10 protein-coding genes are annotated in these 13,455 nt (G+C 38.6%); 3 read left to right on the top strand and 7 right to left on the bottom strand.

Features of this window, described 5'->3' with window-relative positions; all coding sequences use genetic code 11:
- The first annotated feature begins 67 nt into the window (after nucleotides 1-67).
- Nucleotides 68-1,051 carry a helix-turn-helix domain-containing protein gene (locus AC0L7Q_RS18110; protein ID WP_409426112.1) on the top strand — a complete coding sequence of 328 codons (984 nt, stop codon included), beginning with the start codon at nucleotides 68-70 and terminating at the stop codon, nucleotides 1,049-1,051.
- A gap of 346 nt (nucleotides 1,052-1,397) precedes the next feature.
- Here the strand turns inward: AC0L7Q_RS18110 and arfA are convergent, their stop codons facing one another.
- From arfA to AC0L7Q_RS18090, 4 genes are all read right to left on the bottom strand, one after another.
- Complete coding sequence (gene arfA, locus AC0L7Q_RS18105; protein WP_413403483.1) at nucleotides 1,398-1,598, bottom strand: alternative ribosome rescue factor ArfA; 201 nt, start codon at nucleotides 1,596-1,598, stop codon at nucleotides 1,398-1,400.
- A gap of 187 nt (nucleotides 1,599-1,785) precedes the next feature.
- Nucleotides 1,786-4,314 carry a TonB-dependent receptor plug domain-containing protein gene (locus tag AC0L7Q_RS18100; RefSeq protein WP_413403481.1) on the bottom strand — a complete coding sequence of 843 codons (2,529 nt, stop codon included), beginning with the start codon at nucleotides 4,312-4,314 and terminating at the stop codon, nucleotides 1,786-1,788.
- A 442-nt stretch (nucleotides 4,315-4,756) separates the two neighbouring features.
- Nucleotides 4,757-5,914, bottom strand: a complete 1,158-nt coding sequence (locus AC0L7Q_RS18095) for an HDOD domain-containing protein (RefSeq protein WP_409426109.1) — start codon at nucleotides 5,912-5,914, stop codon at nucleotides 4,757-4,759.
- Nucleotides 5,911-7,920 carry an EAL domain-containing response regulator gene (locus AC0L7Q_RS18090; RefSeq protein ID WP_409426108.1) on the bottom strand — a complete coding sequence of 670 codons (2,010 nt, stop codon included), beginning with the start codon at nucleotides 7,918-7,920 and terminating at the stop codon, nucleotides 5,911-5,913. The genes AC0L7Q_RS18095 and AC0L7Q_RS18090 overlap by 4 nt, the downstream gene beginning before the upstream one ends.
- A 364-nt stretch (nucleotides 7,921-8,284) precedes the next feature.
- On the opposite strand from AC0L7Q_RS18090, the gene AC0L7Q_RS18085 reads away from it, so the two are divergent.
- Nucleotides 8,285-9,469: an FIST signal transduction protein gene (locus AC0L7Q_RS18085; RefSeq protein ID WP_409426107.1), complete on the top strand. Its 1,185-nt coding sequence runs from the start codon at nucleotides 8,285-8,287 to the stop codon at nucleotides 9,467-9,469.
- Entirely contained in the window at nucleotides 9,466-10,866 is a 1,401-nt protein-coding gene (locus tag AC0L7Q_RS18080; RefSeq protein WP_409426106.1) for a sensor histidine kinase, read from the top strand. The genes AC0L7Q_RS18085 and AC0L7Q_RS18080 overlap by 4 nt, the downstream gene beginning before the upstream one ends.
- 244 nt (nucleotides 10,867-11,110) lie before the next feature.
- Here the strand turns inward: AC0L7Q_RS18080 and AC0L7Q_RS18075 are convergent, their stop codons facing one another.
- The 3 genes from AC0L7Q_RS18075 to AC0L7Q_RS18065 are packed head-to-tail and all read right to left on the bottom strand — an operon-like array spanning nucleotide 11,111 to nucleotide 13,328.
- Complete coding sequence (locus AC0L7Q_RS18075) at nucleotides 11,111-12,391, bottom strand: sensor histidine kinase (RefSeq protein WP_409426105.1); 1,281 nt, start codon at nucleotides 12,389-12,391, stop codon at nucleotides 11,111-11,113.
- Entirely contained in the window at nucleotides 12,391-12,966 is a 576-nt protein-coding gene (locus tag AC0L7Q_RS18070; protein ID WP_033103510.1) for a chemotaxis protein CheC, read from the bottom strand. The genes AC0L7Q_RS18075 and AC0L7Q_RS18070 overlap by 1 nt, the downstream gene beginning before the upstream one ends.
- On the bottom strand, nucleotides 12,963-13,328 hold the full coding sequence (locus AC0L7Q_RS18065) for a response regulator (protein ID WP_409426104.1): 366 nt from the start codon (nucleotides 13,326-13,328) through the stop codon (nucleotides 12,963-12,965). The genes AC0L7Q_RS18070 and AC0L7Q_RS18065 overlap by 4 nt, the downstream gene beginning before the upstream one ends.
- Between the last annotated feature and the right edge of the window lie 127 nt (nucleotides 13,329-13,455).

Here is a 13,455-nt window from a genome sequence, read left to right as displayed (position 1 = left end):
AGTTAACTATAGTTACTGGTGGTAACTTAATCTTAATAAAAATAAAAAAACAAAGAGTAACTCCAATATGACGCAGCAAGATTTAGCTAGCGCACCACAAAAGAGCATGGTGTATACCCAAGATATAGATGAGCAGGCTCATAACTTAACGCAGTGGCAGCAAAAATATGATCAGCTCAGTGATGGGCGATTTTTTGGATGTATTGAGAGCGTGGATTACCCTCATATTCATGCATTTGAAGAATACACAGAGCGTGCTCTTCACCAACAATGCGCAATAGCGCCGCGATCTATTTGGCTTGGGATCCCAAAGCAATCACAGCAAAGCAAAATTAATGGCTTAAATGTGGCAAGTAATCAATTTATGTGTCGAACCAGTGAGAGTAACTTTGAGCTTATTACACCTGAGCAGTTTAATATTTATGGTTTAGTAATAGACACGCAATCGTTAGAACATATGGCTCAGATACAAGGGGTATACTTAAAAAATATAACCTCTTCAGGTACTGAGCGACACACAACAAGCAACGCCATGCTAAAAAGTGCCAGGGGTATAATAAACAGTATGGTTAGCAGCAACGCTTTTGGCCTAAGTGCCGATTTACAGCAAGATATGCTTAATATGTTGGCATTACATTTACTAAACGAACAGACTCCGTGTCAACGTATCGCTCCCAGTTATAAACACCGCAAAGCGGTTGTTGATAAAGTTAAAGATTATATAAAAGCGCATCCACAAAATACGGTAACAATTACTCAATTATGCGAACTTACCTTTGTGAGCAGACGTACCTTACAATATAGTTTTGAGAGTATTTTAGGGATAAACCCACTGCGGTTTTTACGTTTAACCCGATTAAACAATGTCAGAAGAGAGCTGAAACTAGCAAAGCAAGATAAACCTATTTCTGTGATTGCTGCCAATTGGGGGTTTTGGCATGCAGGACAATTTACCAAAGACTACACGCAATTATTTGGTGAGAACCCTTCGCAAACAGTGATCAACCATGGTTCTTATTTGGCAAATTCTAAATCGATAATACATGGATAACGAGGATACGGCTTCGAGCGTCGGGCTAAGAGCAGCGGGAGGCGCTGCGCTGAAAGAATAGATTTAAGGGCTGATATGACTAGATGCTAGACTGTTTGCACAAGCTCGCTACTCGTCACTCGAAGCCCGTTGCCTTCTCATTTACTCCTCATTCACTTCTCTTTGTGCAAACATGTTTTAAGTGATTAATTCACAAAGAGATCATGAGGCGCTGCGCGGAAAGAAAAGGCTAAAGGTGCTAGGTTGTGTTCGCTGCTCGTGACTCGAAACCCGTCGCTCGAAGCCCGCCTTATTTCAGCAAACACTTAGCCAACTCGCAACAAAAGTCCTATTTGATCGGTGCTAATTAAGCCGCGATTAAATAGGACTCTTGTCCTGCATGTTTGTTGTTACGTTTAAACGAACCTTTGCCTTTTTTAGCTTTAACCACTTGCGGTTTAAATACTTTAGAAGTTACCAGTGCTGCTAATGCGTTGTGCTTTATCACTCCGCGCCCGGTGTCTACTGCGGATTTGTTAACCGCTTTTGCTTTGCTTTTTTTAGCCATTTTTTTCCTATTAGTAAAATGCGAGGGATACATATCCCACTGTGTTATTGGTGGCGATTGTAGGCTTAATTTTCAAGCATGCAATCATTTTTAATGTCTTTTTCAATGTTTTTTAAGCATAAAAAAAGCGCCGTACAAAACGGCGCCTTTGCTGGTTTAACTTAACCTAAAAACTAAAAACTAAAAACTAAAAACTAAAACTTAGTTTTGCATAGTAACTACGGCCATCAAAACCGTATGGTACTGCACGTAACGGGTATTTAAATGCCCCATTTGAAATAGCATTTAGTACTTCATCATCACCTAATTCATCCGGTGTTTCATCAAATACGTTGTCTGCTCCAACCGATAGCGAAAACATCTCATTAATTTCATAGCTTACGTTTAAATCTACGAGTACTGCCGTTTCTACGGTACTCGTCGCTTTAAATGAGCCATCTGTTGCAAGCTCAATATGGTCATTACCAAAGTACTTCACATCGGTTTCGCCAAAGTAATTGAAGCGGATCATTGAGCTGTAGGCATCACGCTCATAATCAAAGGTAAGCGTCGCACGCTCACCCGGTTGTCCGTCGGTTAAAAAGCTACTTTGAATGTCATCAAGCGCTACACTTTCTGGAATACCCGGTGCTGCATTCACACTATCAATTTTGGTTTCATTTAAGTTACCCGCAAACGTAGCTGAAAAATTACCGTCATATAAATCAGTGCGGTATGACGCAATAATATCCACACCTTGGGTGGTTGAATTCACTGAATTTGAAAAATAATTCGCTTGCACTGCACCCGTTGCTTGAAGAGCGGCAACTGCCTCAGCGCTAAATGAGACATCATCAGCCGACAACAAGCTGCCTAACGTAATACGGTCTTCAATTTCTACACGGTAAAAATCCACCGTTAATGATAAATCACGGGTCACATCGTAAACAAAACCGGCACTGTAGTTAGTTGATGTTTCAAGCTTTAAAGTATCAACGCCTAAAGCTGCAGGAAATGCAGAGCCCGTTGTCGCAGTAAACGACTGACTTAACGTGCCATCAGACCCTAAGTTAGTGGTAAAAGCAGTGTAACCACTTTGCTGTAATGATGGCGCTCTAAAGCCCGTTGATAACGCACCACGTACTGCAAAGTCATCATTAAATTCATAGCGTGTTGCCACTTTACCTATGATGTCGTCACCCGCATTCGAAAAATCTTCATAGCGAAGTGCGCCGCTCACATTCCATGCATCGCTTAACATGGTTTCTGCATCTACATATACTGCGTAGCTATCACGATCGCTTTTGTTCGAAGCTTCAGGACGAAGGCCGTTATAAGCTTGAAAACCACATTGTGCAAATTGACTCGGATCGTTCACCGATGGATATGAGGTATCCGTGTTGGCTGCTCCACACGCGTATGATGCCACCTCACCTGGTACAATTTCATAGTTTTCTTTACGGTATTCAGCGCCAATTGAAACATAAACAGGCTCACTACGACCAATATCAACAATTCCGTTTATATCTGCATTAAACGTTGTTTGATCAAATCTAAAACCACCCGAATAACCCTCTGTAGGGCCAGCATTCGCGGCTATATCGGCATCGCTTGCACCCGGGTTATTAAATAAATACTCCGCCGCGTATGACGCATTTAAAGTATTTCGTGAGGTAAAATCGTATTGATTTTCACCATAAACAGCAGAAACATCGTAGGTCCAATCAGGGTTAATTTCACCTTTAAAACCAACCGATACCGAAATATCTTGTGCTTCATTGTCGATTTGCGGTAAAAAACCATCGCTGTAAACTTGCGTTACGTTTTTAGACGCTTCATTAAAGTTACGGTAAAAGCCGTTGCCTAGTGCCGTGCGCTCAGAGTAACCACCAAATGAGTAAAGCTCTCCTTCACCCATTGGCAGGGCCATATTGTAAAATACCGAAGTGAACTCACTCTCTGCATTACCTTGTCCCCAGCGAACTTTGTCTGATAAAGTACCTGGTGCGACATTAAGTGAACCACCGGTATCTCGCTCTGCGCGGTTAGTTTTATCTGCATCACGGTACTCAAGCGATAAATTAATAAAACCGCCTTCATTACCTAATTCAAAGCCACGGTTTAAACCGGCTGAAATTGTTTCTCCATCACCTTCTGCCGTCTCACCATATTGAACGTAACCGGTGGTTAAATCTGTTGAGTCATTAAGTGATAAGTTGATAACCCCTGCAATTGCATCAGAGCCATACTGAGCCGCCGCACCATCACGTAACACTTCAACACCTTTTAAAGCAATTAGTGGAATCGCATTCATATCAGTACCGGCAGAGCCACCGCCCACAGTGCTTGTTAAACCAAAAATAGATTGATTATGGCGGCGTTTACCGTTTACTAGAACCAGCGTTTGGTCTGGTTGTAAGCCGCGTAATGTAGCAGGGCGAAATAAATCAGAGCCATCAGAAACCTGTGTTCGTGAGAAGTTAAATGACGGCGCCGTTGCCTGTAAGCTTTGCCCAAGTTCGGTAAAGCCGCCTTTGTTTAAATCATCTGCGTCAATTAAATCAATAGGTGATGATGACTCAGTGGCTGTACGGTTTGAAACTCGCGATCCTAAAACAGATATTTGTTCGATATTTTTTTCAGCTTTAGTTGGCACTACTTGTGCATTAACCATACTCGGCGCACTGAAAGCAAAAGCAACTGCTACAGCCAAGGTGTTTAAACGATATGTTGACATAATGATGACCCTGTTTTGTGTATTCTTATAATGTGTGTAGGGTATATTCGTGTATCCCCTTGCCAACATCCTAGCAACATACACAAACAAAAAGAAACAAAAAACTTGATAAAATTGGCATAAGAATGCAAATAACTTTAAAAACAGGAGAATAACACCTTTAAAAGCTCAAAATTCGCCCAAATTAGCAATTTAATATCTCACCCACAAAGGTTAATACAATGTTAAACATAAGGGTTTTCTTTATAATTATTAAAAACATCAACGTTGTATGTTTTTCATACCGCAATGAGCGTAAAGCGTACATACAATGACGTTTCATACGGTTTTTATTAGACTAAAGTAGATAATAAAAAATAAGAAAGGGAACTCAGAAGAGATTATAAATAGATGGTTGTGTAATACAGCCCGTTTATTATACGTTATTTTATATAGGGCCTATTTAAGATGTATAACTATGCCAATCAAATTCGCTAATAACATGGCAAAGTAAAGGGTCTACGCCTTTTGAGTCACAGTATGCACGTAATTGCATGGGGGGTTGCTCGTCAAAAATAATTTGCCAAACTATATACAACATGTGATTAAACAGAGTTAACTCATTATCATCAGTGCCATCTAAATCATGGCAACTCATCAACAAGTTACATATTTTTGTGTCGTATCCCCATAACTTTAAAACATAGGCAGAAATAAAATTGGCACTTACGTATCCATCGCTGATGGTTTGCGCATGCTGATCTGACACATCGCTTTGAGCTTGAGATAATAAAATGATCTTGCCGACAAAACTCAATAACGCCACTGAAAATAACAATTCTTGATCATGCAAGTTAAAACCAGCCAGCTTTGCAAAATCCTTAACACAACTAGCGTAATTCGCCGCTATATTCAATTGCTTTTCATGGACGTCAACAGGAATAGACGATTCAAAGTTTTTAACAACCAATAAAGAAGTGGTGATAGCCATTAATATCGTGGTACCGAGCCTCGACACAGCTTCATCTATTGACGATGTTGGCCTTACAAAACCAAGATAAGCGGAGTTTGCAAGTTGTAACAATTTAGCCGTTATTATTGGCTCTTGAGAAACAACATGGGCAATATCATGTAAATCAAATTCATCGCTTTGTACTAAGTCTATGAGTTCTTTTAAAATGAGAGGGTAAACAGGAAAACTGATCATAGCCCCTAACTGCCTGCGCACATTAAATGCAAAAGGTAACGACTTTAACGCCGCTACATTGTCAAAAAGCGCGGTTATATCTGCTTCATTAAACGGCTTAGCAAGGTAAGCATGCACAACATTAGGTTGTCGCATCATGGTGCTCAATGTCATATCACCAGTAAGTAATGCTCTAACTGGGTAGGGGTTTTGTGAAGAGCATTGCTCTAAAACATCCAATCCATTCATTTGCGGCATTAAATAATCACTTATTACTAAATCTAAGTCTTGCTTAGTGTTTAGCAGCTGCCAAAATTCATCAATATCAGAGGTTGTCATTATATCAACCTCTGGATAGGCTCGATGAATAGTCCTTTGTAATACTTTTAATAAAAAAGCATCATCGTCTAATATGACAACCGCTATCGAACTCATTGCGCACCTTGAGAATTAAAATGGTTTAAATAATTACAAAAATCATCCTGTTCTAAAGGCTCACTAAAGTAATAGCCCTGTATGTAGTCACAGCCTAATTTTTTAATCACTTCGCATTCAAAGGCAGTCTCTACCCCCTCTGCTATCACTATAAGACTGAGATCGTGAGACATACGTGTAATGTTACGAATCATACTTTGCATTGCTAAAGACGATTCAATATCAGTAATCAGCGCTTTATCCAATTTAACGCCATCTACTGGCAGTTTAGAAAGGTAGCCAAGTGATGAATAACCCACGCCAAAGTCATCAATTAATAGCCTAAACCCCAAAGCCCTTAGTCTTATTAATTGCTGTTCGCAGGTAGCAAAATCTTCGATTAAATAGGTTTCTGTTAGCTCAAAAACCAACTGTGATGGCTCTAAAGTATTGCGACTTAAGCACTCGAGCATGTAGTCAACCCAATCGGGATCATCTTTTAACTGCCTCGCAGATATGTTGACAGCCAACACGTTCACACCTATATTGTTATCCCCCCAATATTTTAGTGTTTTACAACTTTGAGAAATAACCCAGCGCCCTATTGATATAATTTGACCATCGCATTCAGCAATCGGGATAAAATGTGCAGGGGGAACCCAGCCATATTTACTTGGCTCATACCAGCGAATGAGCGCCTCAGCACTGAGTACTTGTCCTGTTTCAATGTTAACTTTTGGTTGAAAACGTAATGACAGCTCATCTTTATTTACCGCAGTTAATAGTAAACGGCTTAATTCAAAGTTCTTTTTATAATCGGCTACCAACTGAGGATCAAAGCGAGAAAAAATATGCTGCTGTTCATCTAATTGATAATTCAACGTCAACTGCATTTGATTAACGAGTTCTTTTCCCTCTAAACTATCCTCAGGAAACAAACCATACACACCATAAAGCTGCACTTGGGCATCGATATATTTACTAGGGAGTGCTTTTTTCAGATCATTCATCGCCTTATTTAGAACGGTTAAAATTTCACTATCAGATTTAATTTCAGGAACAAATAATACAAACCGATCGGCGCTCTTATGAAGAACTTTCACCGGCTTCTTTGATACGCCTTTTAGCACCTCCAAAACCAATTTTACAAGGTGGCTGCCATCTTCGCCCCCTAGCAAATTATTAATTAATTGAAACTGCGCAATACCTATATAAACGAGGGCATAACATTCTTTATTCGCTTCACACAGAGCTAAATGATGATAAAAGTTAGACTCGTTAGTCACCACTGACTGTGTTCTTGTAAGTTGAAAAATATTACTCATGCTGTTTGAGTTAATTGATAACTTTAAAAGCTGGCAAAAATCGTCATGTAAACAACGTTCAATCATAACTTCTTCGCTTTTAACTAGATCAAAAGTGCAAGCATAATTAATAAAAAGTGTACTGCTTTGTTTGTCAACAAAAGACTGGCTTACCGCTTTATTTTGAGCTGTATCTAAATGGGCGAGGTGTTTGTTTTCGTATAAATGAATATCTGAAATTATTTCAGCAGCAGGCGCATTGAAACGATTAATAATGCCATTATTGTCTATTTCTATTAGGCCAGACATGCTGCCCATTAATAACTGATCTCTTACTCTTTTTGCTCGGCGCTGTTCATATTTTACTTGCGCCTCACTAATGTTCTCAAGTAGCTCACTATCGACCCATGGCTTTTCTAAAAAACGAAATACCAATCCCTGATTTAATAACTCAACCACAGACTTAAAATCAGCATACCCACTTAGCACTAAGTTTACGCAATCGGGCCAATTAATTTTAACTTGGCGTAATAAATCAGCGCCGTTCATTTCTGGCATTCTAAAATCAGTAATGACTATCTCAATTTGATTAGCCGCTAATATTTCAAGTGCCTCAAAACCAGAGCATGCCGTCAGCACATCATAACCAGAACGAACAAGGACTCGTTTTAAAGATTTCAATACATTGAGTTCATCGTCTACTAATAAAATTCGCAAAGCCACTATCTACACCTCAAAATGGGGTTGTACTCTTGCTAACTTGATTGTTCTTCTAAGTACCCTTTGCTAAGCAACCAAATATGTTCACATCAGCAAAAGTATGTTGTATCTAACTATATACGCAATAATGCCACTTAGCTGTAACTGCCTATCTAACTGATACCTTATTTAGATCATCTATATTGATTTAAAGTTTCTATCATTAATAAGTGATTGCAATCACTAGATACAACTTAAACAAAAATGATACCGTCTAAAAATAAGCCATCCAGTTCACTTTATATAATAATAGTCTAAAATAAATTCTAAGTGATTATTTTTAGTTAAAAACATCCAGCGTTGTGGCTATTATTACCAAGGGGCATCTATGTTCGCCATTGAAACTTTTCACACTCACGGCAGCGATATAAATAAATTTATCAAACCTGTAAGTCAGTTTACAAACAACAACCCAGATTTACTGCTCGGCTTTGCTACAACCGATACCATTAAATATCTTTATAATAGCCAGCCCAACTTGATAAAAAACACTCAAAATTGCTTAATCATCTCTTCCTGCCTTGGCTCATCAACCGAAAAAAACTTATCGTTAAATGAGCAAAGCATTAGTTTATTCTCTATCAAAGACTCAACGGGTCATTATGGAATTGCCTGTTGCAATACAACTAATAACCTAAGAGAAAATGCAGCTAACACTGTACTCAAAGCCATTGCTAATGCAGGCCAAATTGGACTCGCGCCCAAAATGGTCTGGTGCTTTCAAATTCCAGGTAATGAGGAGCTAGTTTTGCAGGGAATTCAAGATGCAATCGGCCAGCGTATCCCTGTTTTTGGAGGAAGTTGCGCCGACAACGATATTTCGGCAAAGTGGTGTTTTAGCGATACTGAAAATGTATACCAACAAGGTTTTATTATTGCGGTGTTATATCCGTCAGTAGAAACATACGGCTTTTATAGTTCAGGGTATGATAAAACTGACCAGCAGGGTACAGTGACAGACGTTGACGGGCGCATATTAAAAACAATCGATAACAAGCCCGCCTTTGATGTTTATAATCAATGGAGAAAAAACATAGGGTTAAACTCCTTAACTTCAGGAAATATTCTTGCACAATCAACGATGGCCCCACTGGCAAGAGCCCTTTCCTCTGATGATGAGATTCCTAGGCTGTTGCTAAGCCACCCAGCTATAGCAAAAAATGGATCGCTAGAATTATTTTCTAACCTACATGTTGGCGATACGATTTACCTTGCCTCAGGAAGCCCAGAGCAATTAATAAAGCGAGCTGATATGGTTGTCACCTCATTAACTAAATTGGCAAAACTCCACGCTATAAAAAATATTACCGGTGCTGTTATTATTTTTTGCGGTGGTTGTATGCTATCAATTAAAGAGGCAATGCAAGAAGTAAAGCAATCTATTGCAGCACAATTACCCAACACACCGCTTATTATGGGCTTTACCTTTGGAGAACTCGGTACATTTAGCGACTCAATTAGTAAACATGGTAACTTAATGATCTCATGTGAAATTTTTGGTGACCCAGTATGAGCAACAACGAAATACTATTAGAAAAACTGCATTTATTACAGGTTCATAATTTAGCACTTGAAGAAAACCGTGCTTTTAATAGCTTGATCTTAAACGGCTTAGATGCCATTTTAAAGAACGACAGAACTGAAACCTTGCTAACTGAGTTTTTTGATATTTTGCAACAAGCGATCTCTTTTTCTGCGGCTATTTTAATTAAAATAAACCCCAGCAATGAATTATCTACATTAGTTACAGCATCGCACCCACAAAGTGATGAAATAATTACCCAACTCAAAGCACTAAATAAACCCAATAGAGACATTAAAAATGTATTTAACTTACACCAACTTTCTGATTGGCAAGTAACTGATCCTTTTTGGCATTCACAGCATGCAATGCTCACCACCCCAGTAAGTACCAGTACAGAAAGCTACCAGCTCTATATTTTTTCAGAAACAATTGGGGCGTTCAATCAGCACGATATTACTTTAATGCAGCGCTTTGTCAGTTTTGCGGGTAATACAATTTCACAATTTGAAAAACGAAACTTACTTGTTAAACAAAAAGAAATGGAGGAAAAACAAAGTAACATTGAGCAAGTGTTAATCAACTCTGAAAAAATGGCTTCGTTAGGGCAAATGGCGGCAGGCGTTGCGCACGAAATAAATAACCCTTTAAGCTACATTGTTAGTAATATCCAAAATTTGGCTTACAACCTTGAGCAATTTAGTCATTTAATTAACACGCTCAAAGCAGAAAAAGCCATAACGCAGCAAACATTAGTAGATACACTACAACATTATCAATTTGATGAATTACAAACAGACTCAAGAGATATCATTGCTGAAATGACTGAAGGGGCTGATCGAGTTAAGGAGATTGTTCAAGGGTTAAGGCAATTTGCTCATCCGGATCAAACCCAAATTGGCGATATTGATATAACCGAGCTCATTGATAACACATTACGTGTTGCCTGGAACGAAATTAAATACAACGCCAACGTTGAAAAACACTACAATACAGAACCCGTTATCATCACAGGGCGTTCAACCCAGCTCTCTCAGGTATTTTTAAATTTATTTTTTAACGCCGCTCAAGCCATTTGCGACAAGGTCGGTGTCATCAGTATCACCACTAAAGCCGATAAAAAAAATGCCTATATAACTATTGCCGATAATGGCAGTGGAATTGAGGAGGACAAATTAAATAAAATTTTTGACCCTTTCTATACTACAAAACCAATAGGCCAAGGCACAGGGTTAGGCCTGGCTATAAGCAAAGCAATTATAGAGCAACATAGTGGTCAAATTCGAGTTGAAAGCCAGCTAAACCAAGGTACTGTTTTTTATATTACTTTACCGAAGAAGCCTATTTTAACTGATGGCACGCTAAAGATATTAAATACCAAACAATAAGAACCTAACCTTGTATTTTAAAATAGTAAAGCGAGTTTAATTTTTAAATCTATTTAACCTGAACTCTGGTTAAGAGACTTCCTAACATATTGAATAATAATATTTAAATTAATTTTTTTAGCCAGAGATTTTCAATGAAAACAAGGCGAATTTACGCGTAAATAGCTGGCCTATTGTAAGTAAATTCAACGCAGTTAGCGCTGAAAATAGCTGCTAGAAATAGGTTTATTATCCAGAGTTCAGGTTATTTATACAAATCGGCCTTAAAAGTAAATTCAAAGCATGTGCCTTTACCTAGCTCACTTGTAACATTTACAGCGCCTTGGTGCTCTTGCACAGTTGCATACACTTCAGATAAACCAAGTCCAGTACCTTTACCCACTTCTTTTGTGGTAAAAAAGGGATCAAAAATACGTGCCAAATTATCAGGTTCTATACCACAGCCCGTATCAGATATAGCCAGAAAAATGTCTTTATCGTTATTGTAATCACACCTAATACTTAATATTCCCATAGGTTGCATCGCATGTAATGCATTAATTAGCGTATTAAATAATAACTGCCTAATCGCGCTAGGTTTTGCCCAAAAAATAATGTCTTTCTCTGGTACAGTGACCTCGGTTGTCGCTATATATTTTATTTCGTTTTCGAGCACAATTAATGCCGAGCTTATTTCTGCAGACAAATTCATTTCGCACCAATCTTCATTGTCTTGTGATGCAAAATCACGAAGCCCGTTTACAATTTTACGTACCCGTTCAGTCCCTCCTAATGACTCTTCAACTAATTCCGGTAAATCCTCGTAGATAAAAGCAATACCGTTTTTTTCGTAAACATCATCAAGTAATGCTACAAATCGCGGCTCGGCTTGCTTTAAGATTATTTTTTTCTGTGTTTCATTGGTTTTTATTAATTTATCCATGTAATCGCTAAGTGTTTCTAAATTAGAACGTACAAAGCCAATAGGATTATTAATTTCATGTGCGACACCCGCGGCTAATTGGCCAATGGAAGCCATTTTTTCAGACTGTAGCATTTGCTTTTGAGCGGTTTTAAGTTCGTCATGTAATTGCTTGAGCTTATTGTGGTCACGTTCAAGCTCATTTTTTAATTCCGTTTGCTGCATAAAATAGCTCGCCTCTGCGGTAACGTCTGTTACCACAATACACACATGGCCTACATCGCCATTCTGGTTGATAATCGGCATAAACTGTACATTTTGATACATTTGTGACTCATCACCAGTAATTGGCCGAGTACTGCGCATTGGAAATACATGAGGGCGTTGTTGCCAATAACTAAAACTAGGATTTTTTAATACAAAAACACTGTCGATTTTACGCTTTAAAAATCTTGCTTGTTCAGCAAAAGCCGTGAGTAAGTTTTGTCCCGTTAAATGATCGTTTCGGGTCGTTAAACCACCAAAAAAAGCAGAATTAATAAAAGTGATAATACAATTTTCATCTATAATACAAGCACCAATGGGGATTTGCTGGATAACGCGCTTAAATTCTGCCTCGTCCATCACCCCTCCAGCAAGGCACGAATTGGAATAAGCGCTTGTTCGATTGACCCTTCACTGAGACCTATAAGCACACGCGCATCAAACTTCATATGCTCTATTTTAAAATCAACTTCAATAACTAATATCGATGACCAATCTATATTCTGTGCCGCATTTTCAGGATAATAAAAAGAGGGCATATTTAATTGAGTGGTTAACTCTAATTGACTTGTAAAACCTTGCAAACAAGCCCCAGATAAAATGTTAGTTACTTCTAACACCAGTTCTTCTGTAGCCGCTTTATCTAGAGGTAAATCAAAATCCATGATATCGGCGAGTGCTTCACATCCCTCCTTTTGAATACTTGTAATTACTTCTCCACGAATTGAACCAACAAATGACTGCCTCGCAGACCAACTGCTTTTTAACCCCTCAAGTATCCCTTGAAACGCTACTGGCGACAAAGATTCAATAGCGGGCACAGACAGCGCCACCTTTGTTTGAATTAAACGAGCAAGTGCATCAGCCGCTTGTCCCATAGAAATATTCATTATTTCTTGCAGTGCATCTTGCTCCTCTTCACTTATTGAAATCATAACAATCCAACCTCGTGTAACGTATTACTAAGCTCCTCAGCTGAAATAGGCTTTTTCAAAAACCTAAAGGCGCCTAAGGAGTTAACCAATGCCTGTGCCTCGGGTTGAATGTCAGCGCTAATTACAATAACAATGGTTTTTTTATGTTTATTATGCAGTTCATCAAGCACCTCATAACCATTCATTTGTGGCATTTGTAAATCTAAAAATAACACCTCAGCTAAACCATTATTAACTGCCTCCAGAGCCTCAACGCCATTCTTAGCCTCGTGCACGATTACATCCCAATCAACAGGGAGCACCCTGCGAATGGTTTTTCTAGACAACATTGAATCATCTGCAATTGTTATTGGTATTGCCATTGAGCTCTCACATAGACTAAGAAAATTACTTTAAAATATAGATGCTCTTTATATTTTGCGCAAAAGTGTAGCTGTGTAATAGTTAAATTGTAACAACGTAAATTGCATTGATTAGCGAATATTTTTA

Source organism: Pseudoalteromonas sp. KJ63-1, assembly GCF_055808145.1.
The sequence above is the reverse complement of the archived record's forward strand: the minus strand, read 5'-3'. Positions and strand labels throughout refer to the sequence as shown.